The following is an 18,370-nucleotide window of genomic DNA, read 5'->3' as shown; positions in this document are numbered from 1 at the left end:
GAAAGGAAACGGGCAAGGCCAACAGTAATGTTCATCCAGCAGCCGCTTAAAACTGTTCATGTTCTTTTTCATACACGCTCCATTACCCCTTTGCCGGACGGCATTTCCGCCTGTCCGAAATTTCCGCAAGCGCCGTCAGGCACAAGGATTGTGGCCTCCCTGGTGGTGGGAATCATCGAGGGCAAGGGAACCCTCCACCTGGGTAACCGTTTGCGATTAAACGCCCGCTATTACGGTGGGTCATAAGGATTGTTTCGGAATAACCTGAATCATATAACATCTCCCAGGCAAAATTCCCTCGACCAAGGTAGTTGGCCGCCCCCCTGTTGTGCTGCCTAAAGAAGATATCATATCAGCTTCAAAAAATGTCACCATACAGATTGTGGAATGCTCAACGATTTGTACTGAAATCCCTGTTTCTTCATGTAGGTTGGAGGATTTACAATAATCAAAATGTGGTGATAAAATAGTCCATGCACCCCAGCGATTAGATGGCCGGCAGGAGATCCTGCAGTTCTTCTGCAAATGCCTCATATACATCCTGACTGAACAGGACAAAATCGACGACTTCGATTTCAGGATGGCCGTTTAAGTATTCCATCACCGTTTCCAGGGCAACCCGCGCGGCCGAATGCACGGGATAACCGTACGCCCCGGCACTGAGGGCCGGGAAGGCTATGGATTTGATTCCATGACGTGATGCCAGATCCAGGCATGACATGTAGGCGCTTCGCAAAAGCATCGCTTCATCGTGTCGGCCGTCCTGGTAAATTGGGCCGACGGCGTGAATGACATACTTCGCTTTCAAAAGTCCAGCGGGCGTCAGGACTGCACTTCCGGTAGGACAGAAGCCAATTTTTCGGCACGCCTCCATGATGGACGGGCCGCCTGCACGGTGGATGGCGCCATCGACGCCGCCCCCACCCCGCAAACCGGAATTCGCTGCATTGACGATGGCATCCGCCGATTCTTTCGTGATATCGCCAACAACCAAAGACAAAAACGATTTATTAATCCGCACTTTCATTTTATCAACCTCCTGAACCGACAAAGAGTACGGTACGCTCTAGAAGGTCCAGTTGCATCGAAGGGATCTCTCCATGCCCGGGGAAACAGGGTATCCCGCTAAAATACTTTTCTGCAAGGCTTAACCAAAAAGCCGATCCCTTCTTCAGACCGTACATAGCAAAAATTAACCGGATCCCGTGTCCCGATCCGCCCAAGAAGTGATGAGGAACTGTAAGGAGCGGAAAGTCCTAGAGCCTCATCTTTTCGCCATCCGGCTTCGTACCCCTGAGGACACGGGGTAAGCAATTGCCGTTGGACATAATCGATCGTCTCCTGTATCTTTCTTGAATCTTCAACCAGTATACCATGAGTTTTCTCATTTCTTTTACGAAAAGACAGGATTAGGAGATCCCATAACAGCGCAAAATTCATATTATATACGGTATGATTGAAAAATGAAGTTATGCATGTTAATAAACGGAAAATTTTGGTGAATGATTAAAGCAGTGAAGACAGGCAGATCAATTGAAGAAGTCCTGCAGGAAGAGTTTTTGCGGGAACGGGCGGCTGTTTTGGCAAAAGCAGCAGAAAAATTGGTAAGCAATCTGCACCAGCTTGAATATATTGAAGAAGCCATCAAAGATGGCAGCAGGTCCCTGTTTCGCATTCCATGTCAGGAAAGCGGTCTCGGCACATCGGAGACGGAGGTCTCGACAAACGGGGAATTGACAACTGAACAGATCAACCTAAGGATCGATCTGTTCAATGCAGTTCGGGAAAAAGCAAAAACCCATTATTATTACCTTATTGTAACCAGAGAAGCTCTGGGACTGCGGAAGCATCATTGGGTCGAAAAGGTTTACCCCATCCCGCCGAAAAAGGAATATGTGAAAGGCAAATGAAAGATTTATTCCAAAAACAAAGAATAAAAATGGTGGAAACCCAAATTCGCTCCAGAGGGATCACTTCTCCCGCGGTTCTGGCCGCGATGGAAACCATCCCTCGTCATATATTCATCGATGAGGCGTTGCAGGCTCAAGCCTATCAGGACAATCCATTGCCAATCGGAGAAGGGCAGACGATCTCACAGCCTTATATTGTTGCACTAATGACCCAGGCTATGGAAATAACGAAGAAGGATAAGGTATTGGAGATAGGAACGGGTTCGGGATACCAGACAGCCATCTTGGCGGAACTGGCTGATCAGGTTTTTTCCATCGAGAGGATCGCGAATTTGGCATCCGGGGCGAGGAAATGTCTGGATGCCCTGGGTTATTTCAATGTGGCTATCCGTGTCGGAGACGGCACCTACGGATGGAAAGAGGAGGCCCCGTTTCATTCGATTATTGTTACGGCGAGTGGACCGACTTTGCCGAACAACTTACTATCCCAACTCGTTGTTGGCGGCAGAATCGTTCTGCCTATCGGTGACCATCGGATGCAGACTCTCTACAAGGTGACGAGGTTATCGGAAGATCTCAGTGATATCAGGCAGGATAACCTAGGCGGATGCCGTTTTGTTGATCTAATTGGAGATTTCGCCTGGGGCAGCACAGTATACTGATGACAGTGACTCAATAAATCGAAATCGGGACCAGTGCAAATAATAAATTTTGTAGCGAAAATGGGAAGACTTCACAAGCATATAATTTTAATTCCTCTCATTATTTTAGTTCTTTTCGGATGCGTTCGGGATTACGCAAAACCAGAATCGAGAAAAGGATACTATTATGTCATCAAGCCAGGTGACACATTGTATAGTATTGCTAAGGCCAATCGGATAAGCGTGAAAGAATTATCCGATTCGAACAATCTGACAAATACATTGATCAAAGAGGGCATGGTTCTCTTTGTACCGGCCGAAGCACCCGCTGCGAAGGAAGTCACTCAAAAACCCAAAGAAAAGGAAGAGGGGCAGTCCACTCCCTTTCAGGGGAAGTTGGAGAAGCAAGGCGAAATACAAGAAAAAGCCAGACAAATCAATGACAGGAATAAAGGGACCCCGATTCGCAAACAGGAGGGTGTTGAAAGGGGAAAATTCATCTGGCCTGTGGAAGGCCGGGTTATTTCGAAATACGGCCCACAGCCCAATGGCATGTTTTATAATGGAATTCGCATTGAGACGAAAACAGAAACGGTTGTTCTCGCAGCTTCCGGAGGTCAAGTAATTTTTTCGGCCCTACTGAAAGATTACGGTGAGACCGTCATTATCAAGCATGATCAAAATTATGCCACCGTATACACACATCTCGGGAAAAGACTGGTACAGATTGACCAGCTTGTCAAAAAAGGGCAGAAAATCGGGCTAAGCGTTCCGGGTCCATCCGGAAAGGGAAGTATCGACTTTGAAATCAGACATCACAACAAGACCAAAGACCCCCTCCTTTTTTTACCTTAGGACGATTAAACAAATCAGAGGCCATCCATGGAATTAACTTTTGAACAAGGGCCAATCAGACCTCCCAGTGAAGCGGAAAGCCTTCTAATCAGAGCGACACGAAATTGTCCCTGGAATAAATGCACGTTTTGTCACAGCTATCGTAACTCAAAATTTTCTCTGCGTTCCGTCGAGGAGATAAAAAAAGAAATCGATGCGGTGCATGATACCGCTCAGAGAATCAGGGAATTATCCTGGAAACAAGGGCAAGGCGGGAAAATCAGCGACACGGTCATTCATATGATATTCAACGATTACGGCTACAGTGACGCCTATCGATCTGTCGCGGCCTGGCTTTATTTTGGAGGAAGGTCCGTTTTCCTGCAGGACGCTAATTCAATCATCATGAAAACCGATGATCTTGTTGAAGTCCTGCAATATATAAAAGAGAAATTCCCGTTTGTGAATAGAATTACCTCCTACGGCCGTTCCAAGACAGCGGCAAAAAAAGAAATTAAGGATTTTGTGAGATTAAGAACAGCGGGCCTCTCCAGAATCCATGTGGGTATGGAGAGCGGTTATGACCCGGTTCTGGAATTCATTAAAAAGGGGGAAACGGCGGCGGATCATGTTGAAGGCGGTAAACGCATCATGGCCGGCGGTATTTCTCTTTGCGAGTACATCATGCCGGGCTTGGGGGGGGATCGATGGTCGACAGAGCACGCAATGCATACGGCGGAAGTCCTGAATACCATCAATCCCGATTTTATCCGAATAAGATCACTGCAAGTCAGAGAAGGGACGGCGCTTTTCGATACCATGAGAAATAATTTGTTCAGACCTTTGGGAGATGAAGACGTTCTGAATGAAATCAGGCAAATCATTGAAAACCTCCATTGTCAGAACACGTATATCGTCAGCGATCACATTTTGAATCTTTTACAGGAAATCGAGGGGATGCTGCCCGATGACAAGCGGAAAATGCTCGATATCATCGACCGATATTTCGGTATGTCCGAAAAAGACAGGATGATTTACAGGCTTGGAAGAAGAAGAGGCCTTTTTAACAGCCTGGATGACTTATCGAACACGCGACTGTACGAGAGACTGAAAATGATTGTTGAAGAATACGAAAAAAATGACCCCACACAATTGGACAGGGATCTTTACAAATCAATGCATGGTTTTATATGAAATCTTAGCAAACATTCCCTCACGATTCAAAGCGCAAACCTTCTCAAACCGCTTGCCGAGAAGATATCAGCGCAATTATTGACTATTTACCAATTCTGTGGTAGCATGGCGACGATTAAATAAATCGTAGGATGTATTGACATGTTTAAGATTGGTGATTTGGCGGTTTATCCGGCACAGGGCGTTGGCGTGATTGAGTCGATAGAAAAAAAAGAAATCATGGGTAACAAACAGATGTTCTACATCATGAAAATCATGGGTAACGGCATGAAAATCATGATACCCACCGATTCAGCAGACTCTGTTGGACTGAGAGAGGTAATCCACAAAGATGATATCTCCAAAATATATGATATTTTGAGATGCAAGGACGTAACCATCGATAAGCAAACCTGGAATAAAAGGTATCGTGAGTATTTGGAAAAAATCAAAACAGGTTCTGTTTTCGAGATTGCAAGCGTTCTAAGAGATCTTCTGGTGCTAAAGACAGACAAGAACCTGTCCTTCGGCGAAAGGAAGATCATGGACACGGCCAAGAATCTGCTGATCAAAGAAATATCTGTCGCAAGCAAGCTCGAAGAAACCAAAGTAGAAAAAGACCTGGAGATGCTTTTCACTGTCCAGTAATGCTTTGCAGTTCTTTATTCGAATCCGCATTTTTCCCCTTGCCGAATTGCCGCTTTTTTTCAACTCATCTTTTAGCAGATATGCATTTTATTCAACTTCCCCGCACATTTGAATGATCCCATTGCTTTGTTCTTTAACATTTGGCGGTGTTATTTTGCCAGGCGAACAGCCAGTGTTTCCGGTCGTGATAAATTGAGCTAAAAAGGGTCGTGAGGATTGGGATGGGATACTCTCACCGTGGAGATGTCGATGGAGTGCGGCCCAGCGGGAGAAACGGCTCAACGGCTCAGGGGGTTCTTGTCTTCTCTCCCTGGCCGCCGGTTGCATCCTCTTTCGGGTGGGAACAATCTTCCCAGTCTCGGGCGAACCGCTGAATCCGGCCGGTTGTTGAAAAACTGATCTTTCTGAATGTTCCCCCGGTTCTGGTTTCGGGAAAAGCGTTTTTTATGGTCATCCATAAGACGTCCAATCTTAATAGGGAAATCTCCGTTTTCCTCTTGAGATTGCTTATCATGGATGTCCCCTGAATTGCCTAATTTTCATTAATACAAAGCCGCATTATAATTGGTTAAATACCACTTTCTGTATATCTTTAGAATCAGTCCGCTGTAGCAGAAATTCCAAAGGCTGTGCGCCGGAAGCGATGAGAGTGGCGTTGTCTTCCAGGCCGAAGGTATAAACCGGTTGTTTCCTTTTCAATGCGGCATGGATTGTTTTCCATGTCTTGCCATTGGGGGCGGCATATGGGACAAAAAGAGTATCGGACAGGGCGGCAACCAGATTGTTGCGCTGCACTGCCTGCGAGGCTGTGGTGTGCTGAACACTGTCATCAAACATGGAAAGCACAAGCAATCGTCCTTCATCAATCGCATGCCTTACCTTTGGGCCAAGGCGCATGCCTTTAAGCCTTCTGGCCGGGCAGAGAATGATCGGCTGTTTACCGCGTAATAAAATATCCAGGCAATCGCGTTCCATCGGTGAGAGAAAACCACCCGCAACGGTAACGTCGGCATCCTTCAAAGCACGGACAGTATCGAATGTTTTGAGCACAACGCTGCCGGGGCATTGGATTGAGCAAATCAGGCCCAAAAGATGCTGACGCAAAATAGCGGTTTCGCCCAGCGCATACAGCCCGGCAGGCGCCTCTTTGGAAAGGCGGTTTTTTAAAACCTCCGGATAAAGGCTGTCTGACCGTCTAATGGTATGAACGTTCATATTCTTGATTCTTCTCCTTCATTGACGATCACTCTTAACATGCTGTCCGCCCCCATTTTTATACTTGACGTCGCGTCACGAAAAAGCCATATTCAAACCGCAAGTAATTCCTCATGCGTGGGCTTCCGGACGGTTGCTCGTAAATAGCGCATGGGGTTTTGCATTTTATGGGAAAAGCGGATTTTCCTCCTCGTTTTCTCTCCCCCCCCATGATCATATCAATTCGTTCCTCTCGCACGATGATAAACTTCGTGGCGAAAAAGACTTGTCATCTTGATTTATTATTCATCTAAAATGGGTATTTTAGACGGGATGTTTTCTTTTTTAATTCTGTTTTCAACGACGGGTGGATTAACCTCAAAGCAGTCGGCAATTTCAATAGCAATATACGACCATATGTCGTCCGGAATCGTTGAAAGCTTCTTAAAGTCTTTTTTATGCTTGGCGACGGTCTCTTGACAAGTCTTGATCAATTGCTGTGTCGGTACAAGTAATTGGCTGGCAAACCATTCACCCTGTGTTTCAAACCAGCTAAGTTCATCGACCGGCATTGATATTCTCCAGCGGGCATATTCTTCAATAGACTTAAATTGCAGTTCCCCATAGCATACCCGATGCAAAACATAGTGGCCTAACTCATGAGCCAACGTGTAGCGGTATTTTTCGTTGAATTGATTGTACTGCACTTCATCGATGTAGATCGTTGTCAGATCGTGGCTCAGAAAACCGCTTAACCCGTGGTCTTTATAGAGCCGGGGAAAGGGAAATATATTCAGGTTCAGTTTTAATTCAATAATTTCCTCAACAGGAACGGGAATATCCTGGCCGGGATGATATTGTTTAAGGAATATTTCAGTCTGATTGCCGATTTCAGTATAACTGTAATAGGGGCATTTGAACATTAGCGCAATTCTCTCTTAATGGATTTAATCAGCTTTTCCAAACCTTCTTCGTCGAGTTTTTTGTTTCTGACGGTGCGAAACAACACCGGCAGCGCATTCATCAGTTCCGTATTTGTAACGACATCGTCGGGCAGCTTTCCGGCGCTGGTGATTGCCAAGTCACAGAAATTAAGCCAATCTTCCGATCCTTCGGAAATGCCTAGAGCCATCGCATATTTCAAAAGCATTTCTTTCGATTGCGGCGGTTGAAAAAGACCTCTTTCAATTTTGCTTACATTACCGGGATCAAAACCATTAATCCGGCAAAACTCCCGTAATGTTAGCCCGTTGCCGATTCTCTTTGCTTTGAAAAAATCGCCGAACGTTTTTGCTATCGCCATATTTATCACCACCTTTCTGTTGTAATAACCTTACAACAGCTTCACTAAAAGTCAATAGGCAATTTTAGCAGGGGTCAAGCCCCGATTGCGCCGGATATGATCGTCCGACTGCGGATTGATCGGGAACATTCCGACATTACCGTAGGGCGCGTTCCCCGAACGCGCCGAATATCGCAATGTTTGCGGCGCAATCGGGGATTGCGCCCTACATACCGTCAAAAAGCGGCATCATTAATTTTAACAAACGGATAATCCTGCCAGTGTTTCACCAAATTTTTTCTAACGGGATTATTGGCGATGTATTCGGCAATCGCTCTTAACGATTCCTCCTTACGAACAACATGCTCATAGAAATTGGCCTGCCACAAAGGTTTGACCTCGTGCATCATCGACAAGATGCGCGCATTGTATCTTTTGAAGGCAGCCACCCAGTTGGCAAGCGATTTGCCGTAACCTTCGTTCAGCTTCAATAAAATATGCAGATGGTCGGGCATGATGCACCAGGCAAACACGGTTACCTCTTCCGACACACGCGAGCGAAAATCAATTTCCTGGGCGATATATTGCGCATATTGCAGATTTTGAAAATAAGGCTTTTTGTCGTGCGTGCAGAGCGTCACGAAAAAAACATCATTAGTATTGGAATAATCGTAATCCACCAGATGAATCTGTTTTCGTTTCGGCAGCACTTTCCTCCCGTCGGGCGCGTTCTGCGCCACAATATTTAATTCTGTAGGGCGCGTTCCCCGAACACGCCGAATATCGCAATGTTTGCGGCGCAATCGGGGATTGCGCCCTACAAGCTATTCATCATCGCCGGTTTCATCGCCGGTGCTTCCCATGCGGTATTTGATGTCGCCATCTTTTGCGGATTGCTCGGGGAGCAATCCCTACAAGCACGATTCAAATCGTTTTGTCGGGCGCGTTCTGCGCCGCGATATTTAATTCTGTAGGGCGGGTTCTCCGAACACGCCGAATATCGCAATGTTTGCGGCGCAACCGGGGATTGCGCCCTACAAAATATTGCTGGCCCGTATGCTGTAGGGCGCGTTCCCTGAACGCGCCGTTTTCTGCGATTGTCCGGTTGCGCCTATTCGTCATCCCTGTTTTCATCATCGGTGTTTCCCATGCGGTATTTGACGTCGTAGTTGATGATGAAATCCAGTTCCTCGTCGGTGAGTCCGTAATGTTGGGCGAGGACTTTGTCAATGTTGTCAAGGATCTTCTTACTTAAACGGGGGTAGAATTCTTGGTACTTGATAGCCCCGGTTAAAGAAGAAGTCTTCTCTTTAAGCAGACTATTATTTTTATAATCTATCATCAGTGTCTTACATAGTTGCGCCAACAGAGAAATGTGTTTCTCAGACATAGTTTCCATCTGAAACGGATAGTTATTTAAATCACTTGGGTTGAGATCACGACAATTGGTTGTCATGATGAAATACCAGTAAAAAAGAGAACTGCTTAACAACGTGATGACTACATCACGCAGTTCCGCTTTTTCAAGATACAAATAATTCTCACGACTGGAAACAGAGTTTTTATCATTGAGGATAAATTGCGGTTGAAAGTTCGTAAATATTTTCCAGTATCTTCCTCCTCCTATGCGGTAATAAACTGGATATTTTGAATTGGACTGGAAATAGTAACCAAGTTGCTTAGTTTGATTTAATAGCTTATCTACTATTTGTGATTCTATAGCTTCGCTTTGCTTGTTGATTACGTAAGGTTTAATTTTGTTTTGAATGTTTTGATATTCAATTCTATGAAATAGATTAGACCGCTCTTCTGATGCCCATTTCATAAATTTAGTTGTGAAATAATTTGCGCTACTGATACCAGTTCTCGTTAACACAATTGTTAATAATACTTCCGCGCCTATAAATAGTTTACCAGGGCGTTCAGCATAATTACTCAGCCAAATATTTTTAGAAAAACTCGCAATGGAATTTTGCAATACTTCCATCCTTTGAGTGCAAACAAGGCTTATTGGTACGATAAAACCGAAACTTCCTTCTTCTTGAAGAAAGCAAAAAGACCTTTCTGTTAAAAAGGCATATAGATTCCCGCAACTCTCGGTTGCATACCCATTAATAGTGTAATCCTTTTTGACCTTAGCGTATTCCACATACGGCGGATTTCCGATAATCACATCAAAACCGCCCTCGCTCATAATTCCATAAAACTCGACAAACCAGTGGAAAGGTTGATGGTTTTCCTTCCATTTTGTAAAAGCCTGTTCGTAAGTGGTTTTTGAACCGCTGTTTTTGGACGTGATGCCGTAGTCTGACGCCAGATTGCGGTCTAGTTCGGCGTTCAGCTCAGCCAGACGCTTGCGCAAATCCAGCTTGTCTTTGTGCGTGACCTTTCCGCCGTGCGTGGTTTGTTGGGCGCGAAACTGTCGGAATGCCCTATCAGCCAGCTCAGCGCTTTCCTCGAACTGCTTGTAGCTGTCTTCCTCCTCGCCCATCAGCAGCCTGCTCTGCACCTGGCGGTCAGATTTTCGCTCTTCCGTAAAGGCTTTGCGCACTTGATCCGCCGTCGCATAGCCGACCAATGTATTGCCTGAGCGGATGTTGAAATCCATGTCAGGCAGCGGCTCGATCTGTTCAACCTTTTCCACCTGTGCGACCAGTTTCAGGAAGAGACGCAGTTTGCAGATTTCCACCGCTTCTTTCATGATGTCCACGCCAAACAGGTTGTTGATGATGATGGACTTTAAAACAAAGTAGCGTTCATTGGGATGTTTGGCAATTTGCGTCAGAATTTTTTTAAAATCCCCGTATTGTTCGGGGTGATGAGGTTTTCCTTCCAGGTCTTCAATAAACCGCTCCATACACGCCAGGCAGTCGCTGTAAAGCGTTTCCAGTATTCGTAAAGCGGCAAAGAGAAAAGCGCCCGACCCGCAGGTGGGATCAAGGATGGTAATTTTAATAATCGCCTGCCAGAAAGCGCGCAGCAATTCCGGCCCTTCGGCATTAACAATCACATCGCTGACAAACTGCCAGATATCCAGATTCAGTGTGATCAGCTCGTTAATCTGATGGACTTCACCATTTTGCAGTTTCTCGCGAATTTCAAGGCAGCGGTTGCGGCGGCAAACGTATTCCCGCCAGGTTTCCGTAACTAACCGCAGTGAATCTCCGGCCTGCGCTTGCTGAAGATTGTAGCGTTTGTCATGCATGCGTTCTTTAGGAGTGTGCATGCCTTTTTGCACAAAAGCCGGCAAAGCCGATTCCGGCACAATCGAACCGTCATCACTTACCACACCGTGACGGACTGCCGGATAGATGTATCGGTCGGGGTTGTCGCGTAAAAGACGCCACAGGGCGCCACCTCGCTGAAAGGCAATAGCGCATTTCTTTTGTGCGGCGTCGAAAAGAAAGGGAATTATTGTATTTTTGCTGATGTATTCGGTAATGTCTTCCTTGGTGTAGTAGGCGCCCATCTGCTTCTGGTTGATATACTTTTCAAAAATGTAGCCGACAAACATCGGGATTGATTTCATTATCGGCGCGCAGAGGCCGTTCGTCCAGGTGCCAGCGGTATTGGTCAAAGAAATCAAAGAGCTTTTCAAAAGCTTCATCGGGGATGTTTATTTCGGTGTGCTTTTGCTCGAGGTCGTGGACTTCAAAAAAACCTCCGTTGAGAAAAGGCACACGGCCTAACAGTTTTTCTATTGTTGCATCAAGTTTGCGTTCGCCGGGTGATTTCCCCAGGCCTTCGTGAAAGAGCCTCATCAGAAAATAACGGTAAAAAGAGAGAAACTTGTCTTTACCCCGCGCCTGCTGAACCAGTTTCAGGCGATTGCGCAGATATTCCGTATCGCCATCGAGAAAGCCCTTTTTCTGGATGAAATAAACGAACATCAACCGGTTGAGCATGAGCGAGGTGTACCACTGAAGATCGGGATGTGGTTCGTCTTTGCCGCCAATTTTGACCGGCTTAGGAAAACCTTTGATTTGCTTGAGGAAAGCAGCGTGTTCTGTTTTAAAGCGCTCGTAAAATTTCTTGGTGACCTTATCGACATCGAAAGCAGCGCGCGCCTTTCCAGCCACATCAACAATCGTTATATTTTCCTCTTCTTCCATGTCCACGGCAATCTGATTAAGCCGCTGGATCAGAGGATCGCCCGACTGACGGGTATCAAAACGATGTTCGCGGCTGGCCAACGGCTTCCCTTGTTCGCGGCGCACCCACTGCCAGACCTGTTGTCCTTTTGCTTTATCCGCGTAAATCACAAAATGTTCGCGGGCGGATTTTGTTATTTGGTGGTCAATTTTTAGGCGTGTGGCACGCTCCGGGATATGGCCTTCACAAACAAATGCAACAAACCCCCTTTTCTGGGCAATGGCGTTAAGAGAAATCGTCTCATTGTTGACAGGGATTTCAAGTTGCGCATTGTGATTGTCCCAGCCAAGGTGTTCACGAAAGAGGTTTTTGAAATCGAATGATTTGAGACACAGCCGGACTTCCGCCACATTAATTATCATGATTTTACCCGTTGCCTTTCTCCGCTTCTTCCTTGAGTCCCAGGGAACAAATCACTTGCGGCTCTGCTGACTCAACGCTTTCGGAAACACGACAGAGACGGGCGTCTGCGCGCAGCGACATGACCAGCTCGGCCAGCGCCTGGTTGCTGATACCACTTTTGAGCTGGCGGTTCAGTGTGTCGGTTGCGGACTGAAGCAAGGGATATTTGTAAATATCTTCAATGGTTTTACGAAATTCCGATGTATCAAAAAGTGTGCCTTTCACTTCTTCAGCGTAGGCTTTCAAACGGTCGTAGGTTCTGAACCTGGCACCGGAAGGACGCCCCAACTGCCCGCCGACGGATTTTTCGGTTTCAACAATCAGTTTCACACCTGCGGCAACCATTTCGTGGTGCTGCTTATGCCTTGGCAGCGCCGGGGTCTCAAATGTACATTCGGCGGCCTTCAGTATTGCAAACTGTGATTCGGTGACACTGATGCCGTTCTTATCCATCCAGGCCAGGGCGTCGTTTCCCTCGGCGGTACGCAGGTACAGCAAAGCCCCTTCTGGTTGATTGGCTATCGGCTTATGTGGCCTCGTTGAATAAACCACATTTGGCATGGCCGGAATTGTTTTCGCCAGTTCGGGATTGCGGTCGATGGCATTTTTCCATATTTGATAAGCATAAGATGCAAGATCAACCTCCGTATCTTCATCGCCGTCAAGAATGCCTGCTTTCTCCGTGAATAAATCGCGTACAACCTGCGCATCATCCTGATCTTCAAAAAAGGTTTCATCCGCACCGACGACTTCCGCGTTTTCCTGCAGACGCTGCTGAACTCTCGATCGAAGACGAATAATCCTCTCCACACCTTCGGCGGGAAGGAAGGAGTAGCACAGGATCGTATCCGATTTCTGCCCAATACGGTCAACACGGCCTGCCCGCTGAATGAGACGAATAATAGCCCAGGGTAAATCAAAGTTTACAATAACAGCACAGTCCTGAAGGTTCTGACCTTCGCTTAACACATCCGTGGCCAGGACAACACGAAGCACCTTTTCCGGAGGAATCGCCTGCCGCTTGCCGTTACTCGTGGGAATGAATCGGTAAGCAATGGAAGTCGGGTCTTCAGTGTCTCAGGTCACGCCTTCTATTGCCTGCATGCCGGCCTTTTTTAACTCTTCAGCAAGGTAATTAACCGTATCGGCAAATTGTGAAAAGACAATCACTTTATCGTCGGCATGTTTTTCAGTTAAGAGCGCCAGAAGTTCCTGAAGCTTCATGTCCCGTTTCGGGTCCCAGCCGTCGGCCTTTTTCAGGACACGCATCAATGACTGAATATCCTTGCGCAAATCCTTGGTCAGGGCATCGTTGAACAATTGCGGTTTAAGCCATTTGAAGCGGCGATGGAATTGCCCAGCATAGGTATCGTAAACGGCGGCAGCCCGTTCTTTAAATATATCTTCAGTTGTCGCCTGCGGCCTAGCTGCTGCCGGTTCAGTTTGGGTGTTGTTATTTTCATCCCCGTCGGCGGCATCCCAAAGGTCCGTATCCTGATCGTTCGCCAGGGGATCAAGCAACCCCATATCCTGCGTGCCGATGGGAATCCGCAAATCATTTTCAATGGCGTGCAGACAAATAAAGTTTCTGAGAATGTGCCGTTCGACCGAAAGGAGAAATGACTGCCCGCTGCTTTCCAGACGTTTGAAAAGATTTGTCCGGCAAAATCCTTTGAGTCGCGCCCCAGCGCGGGACAAGTCGGCCAATACTTTGGCTTCATCCGTCGGCGGCGGCTTGTGGGGTGTCGGTTTTATATAATTGCCGAGGCCGTATCGCGGCAGATTCAAATCGTCAATGATCTTGACGATATCGTCCGTGAATACGCGCGCATACTGATCGTCGGGGTCTTTCTCACTGATCTTGAATTTCACCGTTCTGGGAACGCGCGTTGGAAAATACGAGCGCGTGCCATCGTGAAATTCGAGATACTTACGTTTACGTTCGGGATCGAATTTGGCATAGTTTTCTTGAATAAAGCTTCGTGTCCGGCGAACAAGATACAGTCTCATCAGGTCCCGCCAGTCGTCCGCGTATTCGGTTTTCTCGAAGGCGGCCAGCGATCGAACCGGGCATTGGTGTCGCCTTATGAATTCCGTCTCACCGAGTTCGCGAATCAGTTTCTCAGGACGAATGCCGATGTCCTTCTTTTCGTCAATGAACAGACGGAGCTGGTTGGACAAATCCAGATAGGTCTTGTTGTAGGGTGTGGCGGAAAGTAAAATGACGCGACTGTCATTTGCCGAAATATATTCAGCAATCGCACGGTAACGGCTTCCTTCCCGGTTGCGGAGGTTGTGGCTTTCATCTATCAGAACCAGGCGAAACCTTCTTAAGTCTTGAAGCTCCCTTTGTGCCTGAGTGATGGACAATACCTTTGCCCGAAGCCGGTATTGCTGGCGATAGTCCTCCCACATCCGCACCAGATTCTTCGGACAGATGATCAGCGTTTCGACGCCATGGTCATCCTCAAAGATGCGAGCCAGAGCGGTGGCCATTAATGTCTTTCCCAGACCGACAACATCGCCGATGACCACGCCGCCGCGCTTGTTCAGGTGATGGGCGGCAATCTGCACTGCAGCCTTTTGAAATTCAAAAAGCATATTGCCAAAATCGCTGGGAATACGAAATTCTGTTAATCCAGCCCGCGCTTCCTGGGAAAGGTGATAGGCCATTTTAACGTATATCTGATAGGGCGGAATCAGATCGGGACGAGCCCAACTGGAATTGATAATCTCGACAAGTTCCTTGGAAATATCGATGCAGAACTTGTCATCCCAACGGTCGGTAAACCACTTGGCAAGTTTGTCGCAAGCATCATGGTCAAGAACATCAACATTGAGCTCGCCCTGCTTTGATAAACCGGCCAGCGTTAAATTACTGCTGCCTAAATAACCAATTTTGGGATTGAGCGGGTCGTTCCGAAAACACAAATAAAGCTTGGCATGGAGAGAATGGCGCAAAAACAGCTTCACAACCAGTTTCTTTGCTGTGATTTGAGAGGCAAGACGCCGCAAACCTGCCTCATCTTCGTTTGTCGGGATGCCGATGGTTAACTGATCGCGGAAATCCTGGGCAAGTTTTTTCTTCAAAGCAATAGCTGTTACTTGATCGATTTGCTCTTCATCTTTGATCAGGTTCAGCGCCGAACGTAATTGCTCTTGCGGCAGTTGCTGCATACCGACCAGGAGCCTGCAACAATGGCCTTCTCCGCCTGGCCATTTTTCAACAAGTGAATCAATTTTTCGCCAGCCACGCAGGTTAAAATAGCCTACGCAGAAATCTGCGCGCTCGGAAAGACCCATCGCATCTTTAAGTGCGGATAAAAGATGTGTTTCTATATTGTCGAATATTTGAGGCATAAAGCTACTATCCTTAAGAAAATATACAGTCAATCAAAGCAATGGCCGCTCTCTTCAATATTTTCAGCGTTTTTACATTATAATCAGAAGATATGCCTTATTGTTGCTCTTGGCATAATACAACTTCTCGCGAACTTTGCAAGTAAACATTCAACCATTTCAAGCGGTTCTAAGATTCTTCGAAAGAAGGAATTGAAATTTAGAATTTCAGATAGTCTCTCGAGATTACTTTTTTTGTTTTAAGTTTTTTTGTTTACAAATCCCCTTCCTGCAGGACACGACCAAATCCGTTTGCTTCCAGATACCAGTATATGAAATGTTTCGACAGCCAGCTTGCGGCCTTTTCCTCGGCAATGTTGCTTTATTTCAACAGGCTGGTAATTTTGCGATTGAGAAAGAATTGATGAATCTGGTTCTCACAGGAAACAATGTCTGATACAATGCATTTATAGTGTCTCCTCGTGCGTTGCTGCCATTTTGTTGGCGAAAAAACTTGTGTATCGCACCTTGTGAGGCTATATCAGCAATAATTGCAGCGCCATGCATTCTTATTGTTCCTGTAAAAACTGGGTATTTCTTATTCAAATGATGCCTTACGTGAGATTCGTTTCGTTTAAAAATAAAAAAGAAAGGAGGTGAAAAAATGCAGATTAGAATGCTCTTGATCCTGGCGTGTGGTTTGAGCGGCTTCTGGATTGCGTACCATTATTCCGCAGCACCTAAAGACTATCTGAACATCTATCCCATGGGTGGTTTAATACTCGGTTTACTAACAGCATGGTTTGTCATTTATTCCGAAAAAGCCATTAGAAAATTTCCCCTGAAAACGATTTTCGGCGGCGTCGCCGGTTTGTTCATCGGCTTGCTTTTTGCCTTCCTGTTAGCTTTCGGTATGCACTTTGTCAGTGATATCATGGAAAAACAGCAAGTCGTTCCCTGGATCTACACGCTCTTAACCGGTATTATGGGATATCTCGGATTGGTGATCGGTTCCAAAAAGGTGGACGAATTCCACTTCATGAAGTCCGGGAATGTCAAGGTCAGTCAGAATTTGAAAATAGTGGACACAAGTGCCATTATCGACGGACGTATCGCCGATATTTGTGACACGGGGTTTGTCGAGGGAACCTTACTCATTCCCAAGTTCGTTCTGGAGGAGTTACAGTATGTGGCCGACTCCCCTGACTCACTGAAAAGATCCCGGGGAAGGAGGGGGTTGGATATCCTGAACAGGATGAGAAAAGATAAATTTGTGAATATCGAGATTATCGACCAAGATTATCCCGATGCAAAAGGTGTTGACGCCAAACTTTTGGAATTGGCTAAACAGATACATGCGAAAATTCTAACCAACGACTTCAATTTGAATAAAGTCGCAGAGCTTCATGGAATAAAGATTCTCAATATCAATGAATTGGCGAATGCCTTGAAACCTGTTATTCTTCCCGGGGAAATCATGACGGTTAAAATTGTAAAAGAAGGGAAAGAACTTGGGCAGGGCGTTGCCTACATGGATGACGGAATGATGATCATCGTAGACAACGCGCAGAAATATGTCGGTATGAACGTGGAAATCACGGTAACCAGCATTTTACAAACAACGGCAGGGCGGATGGTTTTTTCCGAAATGAAGGGTCTTGCTTCAGATAAAAAAGGATCCAATGCCATTACAAAGTAAAACTGTAAAACCCGGGAAATAATCCCGGGTTTCTATTTTATCCAATGAAGACAGCCGCAATCATCCCAGCAGCCGGCTCGGGCCTGAGAATGGGTTATGCAATTCCTAAAACCTATTTAAAGATTGACGCCAAGCCGATCCTCGCCCATACACTCCTGATATTCCAAAACTCGGATCTGATTGATGACGTATATGTGGTTGTAAAAAAAACCGATGTGAATTTTGCCGAACAGGCGGTTGTCCGGCCATTCTCGCTGACGAAAGTGAAAGCTGTTATTCCCGGAGGAAAACTCCGCCAGGATTCAATCAACAATGTTCTCCCATATTTGTGCGCCGAACATGAATTGATTGTGATTCACGACGGGGCAAGACCCCTGTTAAACAAGGAAATCCTCGAAAAAACGATACAGGTCGGGCGTCAAGCGGGCGCTGCTGTTGCCGGTGTCCCCGTTAAAGAAACGGTTAAATCGGTTGACAAACGAGGCATAATCAAAAAAACCGTCGATCGAAAAAACCTGTTCCTGGTTCAAACCCCGCAGGTGTTCAATAAAGAGACGCTCATTAAGGCCTACGAAGCCGCATACCAAGAGCAATACTATGGAACCGACGACGCATCATTGGTGGAAAGAATAGGCACCCCTGTAAAAATAGTCGAAGGAAGTTACGAAAATATTAAAATTACAACGCCGGAAGATTTGATTTTTGCGGAAATAATTACACGCCGAAGGGAGCTGGTTAAAGGATGAAAATTGGATTTGGGTACGACAGCCATCGATTTTGTGAAAACAGGCCCCTGGTACTCGCCGGTGTAAAGATCCCTTTCGAAAAAGGCCTTGCCGGTCATAGTGACGCAGATGTGCTGGTGCATGCCATCTGTGATGCCTTGTTGGGTGCCATGTCCGAGGAGGATATCGGCTGCCACTTCCCGGACACGGATCCGGCATACAAGGATATTTCAAGCATGATTCTTCTGGAAGAAGTCTGTAGTCTGGTGAGAAAAAAAGGCTATACAATTGGAAACATCGACTCGACGATGATTCTGGAATCCCCAAGGATTCGCCCATACGTTCAGGCGATGAAAAATAATTTGGCCCGG

The 18,370-nt window shown here is 46.4% G+C and carries 13 protein-coding genes and 2 pseudogenes; 8 read left to right on the top strand and 7 right to left on the bottom strand.

The genetic code is table 11. The features are described 5' to 3' along the window. Positions 1 to 487: 487 nt before the first annotated feature. Entirely contained in the window at positions 488 to 1,027 is a 540-nt protein-coding gene (locus GX147_07810) for an O-acetyl-ADP-ribose deacetylase (GenBank protein ID NLN60596.1), read from the bottom strand. A gap of 475 nt (positions 1,028 to 1,502) precedes the next feature. Between GX147_07810 and GX147_07805 the strand changes: the two genes are divergently transcribed. The 5 genes from GX147_07805 (at position 1,503) to GX147_07785 (ending at position 5,206) form a co-directional block, all read left to right on the top strand. Continuing rightward, entirely contained in the window at positions 1,503 to 1,910 is a 408-nt protein-coding gene (locus GX147_07805; protein ID NLN60595.1) for a hypothetical protein, read from the top strand. After that, entirely contained in the window at positions 1,907 to 2,572 is a 666-nt protein-coding gene (locus GX147_07800; protein ID NLN60594.1) for a protein-L-isoaspartate(D-aspartate) O-methyltransferase, read from the top strand. The genes GX147_07805 and GX147_07800 overlap by 4 nt, the downstream gene beginning before the upstream one ends. A gap of 189 nt (positions 2,573 to 2,761) precedes the next feature. Next, the gene (locus tag GX147_07795) at positions 2,762 to 3,406 is read left to right on the top strand and encodes a LysM peptidoglycan-binding domain-containing M23 family metallopeptidase (GenBank protein NLN60593.1); all 645 of its coding nucleotides are present in this window, start codon (positions 2,762 to 2,764) and stop codon (positions 3,404 to 3,406) included. 27 nt (positions 3,407 to 3,433) lie between these two features. Then, entirely contained in the window at positions 3,434 to 4,579 is a 1,146-nt protein-coding gene (locus GX147_07790; GenBank protein NLN60592.1) for a radical SAM protein, read from the top strand. Positions 4,580 to 4,720: 141 nt separating this feature from the next. Further along, positions 4,721 to 5,206, top strand: a complete 486-nt coding sequence (locus GX147_07785) for a CarD family transcriptional regulator (GenBank protein ID NLN60591.1) — start codon at positions 4,721 to 4,723, stop codon at positions 5,204 to 5,206. Positions 5,207 to 5,764: 558 nt separating this feature from the next. Here GX147_07785 and GX147_07780 read toward each other — a convergent pair. The 6 genes and pseudogenes from GX147_07780 to GX147_07755 all read right to left on the bottom strand — a co-directional run bounded on the left by GX147_07780 (position 5,765) and on the right by GX147_07755 (position 15,596). Beyond that, complete coding sequence (locus tag GX147_07780; protein NLN60590.1) at positions 5,765 to 6,421, bottom strand: hypothetical protein; 657 nt, start codon at positions 6,419 to 6,421, stop codon at positions 5,765 to 5,767. A 281-nt stretch (positions 6,422 to 6,702) separates the two neighbouring features. Continuing rightward, positions 6,703 to 7,323, bottom strand: a complete 621-nt coding sequence (locus tag GX147_07775) for an ImmA/IrrE family metallo-endopeptidase (GenBank protein ID NLN60589.1) — start codon at positions 7,321 to 7,323, stop codon at positions 6,703 to 6,705. Next, complete coding sequence (locus GX147_07770; GenBank protein ID NLN60588.1) at positions 7,323 to 7,715, bottom strand: helix-turn-helix transcriptional regulator; 393 nt, start codon at positions 7,713 to 7,715, stop codon at positions 7,323 to 7,325. Before GX147_07770 ends, GX147_07775 begins: the two co-directional genes overlap by 1 nt. 203 nt (positions 7,716 to 7,918) lie before the next feature. Continuing rightward, on the bottom strand, positions 7,919 to 8,485 hold the full coding sequence (locus tag GX147_07765) for a hypothetical protein (protein ID NLN60587.1): 567 nt from the start codon (positions 8,483 to 8,485) through the stop codon (positions 7,919 to 7,921). A 308-nt stretch (positions 8,486 to 8,793) separates the two neighbouring features. Beyond that, a pseudogene (locus GX147_07760) lies at positions 8,794 to 12,196 on the bottom strand (SAM-dependent methyltransferase). Between the two features lie 4 nt (positions 12,197 to 12,200). Further along, positions 12,201 to 15,596: pseudogene (locus tag GX147_07755) on the bottom strand (NgoFVII family restriction endonuclease). 643 nt (positions 15,597 to 16,239) lie between these two features. On the opposite strand from GX147_07755, the gene GX147_07750 reads away from it, so the two are divergent. From GX147_07750 to GX147_07740, 3 genes are all read left to right on the top strand, one after another. Next, positions 16,240 to 17,274, top strand: coding sequence for a TRAM domain-containing protein (locus GX147_07750; GenBank protein ID NLN60586.1), 1,035 nt, complete (start codon positions 16,240 to 16,242; stop codon positions 17,272 to 17,274). Positions 17,275 to 17,318: 44 nt separating this feature from the next. After that, complete coding sequence (ispD, locus tag GX147_07745) at positions 17,319 to 18,020, top strand: 2-C-methyl-D-erythritol 4-phosphate cytidylyltransferase (GenBank protein ID NLN60585.1); 702 nt, start codon at positions 17,319 to 17,321, stop codon at positions 18,018 to 18,020. Beyond that, positions 18,017 to 18,370, top strand: a 354-nt coding sequence (locus tag GX147_07740) for a 2-C-methyl-D-erythritol 2,4-cyclodiphosphate synthase (GenBank protein ID NLN60584.1), incomplete at its 3' end; no start/stop codon positions are given. The genes ispD and GX147_07740, both read left to right, overlap by 4 nt.

This window comes from Deltaproteobacteria bacterium (assembly GCA_012522415.1).
Classification (GTDB): Bacteria; Desulfobacterota; Syntrophia; order Syntrophales; family JAAYKM01; genus JAAYKM01.
The sequence above is the reverse complement of the archived record's forward strand: the minus strand, read 5'-3'. Positions and strand labels throughout refer to the sequence as shown.